The 918-nt window shown below is 75.1% G+C and carries 1 protein-coding gene and 1 pseudogene; both read left to right on the forward strand.

The window, feature by feature from the left end; all coding sequences use genetic code 11:
• Positions 1 to 202: pseudogene (locus HMPREF3086_RS19395) on the forward strand (DUF3071 domain-containing protein); the annotation flags it as partial.
• 9 nt (positions 203 to 211) lie between these two features.
• Positions 212 to 918, forward strand: a 707-nt coding sequence (locus HMPREF3086_RS01155) for a DUF6928 family protein (protein WP_070719750.1), incomplete at its 3' end; no start/stop codon positions are given.

The following is a 918-nucleotide window of genomic DNA, read 5'->3' on the forward strand; positions in this document are numbered from 1 at the left end:
TGACGCGCCCCCGTCCGCCGCGCCGGCCGGCCGTGGTGCCGGTGCCGCGGCCGGTGGCGGTGGTGGCGCGGGTGGTGGCGACGACGACGAGGACTTCCTCCAGCCGACGCCGACCGAACCCGAACGACGCCCCTCACGCCGTCATCCCACGATGCCGTCGTGGGAGGACGTCCTCCTCGGGGTCCGCGGTAAGGACGACTGAGTCACGGACATGGGCCACCACGTCGCGACCTTCTGGTACCTGGCGACCGACGATCCCGCCGCCCCCATCCGGGCGGGGCATCCGTCGGACCCCGGCTTCGCCCGCCGCCTGCTGTCCCGGCTGTTCCCCACCGTGACCGTTGCGTCGCTGGGCGCGTTCCCGCTCAACCGGTCGGCGTCGGCCGGCCAGGGTGAGATCTACGTGGGTTCCTACCCCGGCCTGACGGTGGTGCAGACCCCCGTCGAGGGCCCGGTCGTGCCGTCGGCCGCGGCGGACGCGTGGCTCCGGCTGGTCGAGGCACCGGTCGTCCTGTTGTTCGCGCAGGATCCCGAGGACGGGGTCAGCGGGTTCGCCCGCTGGGAGTCCGGGCGCCTGATCCGGGCGTTCGCCGGCGCGGACGACCGCATCGTCGAGGACGAGGGGATGCCCCTGCCGTTCGAGCGCCCGTACTGGGCCGGCGAGTTCCCGCCCGACGGGGCGGCCGACAACCCCCTGGCGTTGCCGTTCTCGCCGTCGTCACTCCTCCACGCCGCGCACCGTGACTGGCTCGGCTTCGACCTCGAGCCGGGCGGCCTGGACGTGCCGGTCCACGGTTTCGCCACCGACGGCCGCCGCGAGGTCCGGCAGCACACCCCACCGGCCGGTCCAGCACTGCACGTGGTGGGGATGCCGGGGCGCGCGGAGCTCCACGCCGCCTCGCGTCGCGCCTCGTCGCG

Origin of the sequence: Dietzia sp. HMSC21D01 (assembly GCF_001815995.1) — a bacterium.
GTDB lineage: Bacteria > Actinomycetota > Actinomycetes > Mycobacteriales > Mycobacteriaceae > Dietzia > Dietzia cinnamea.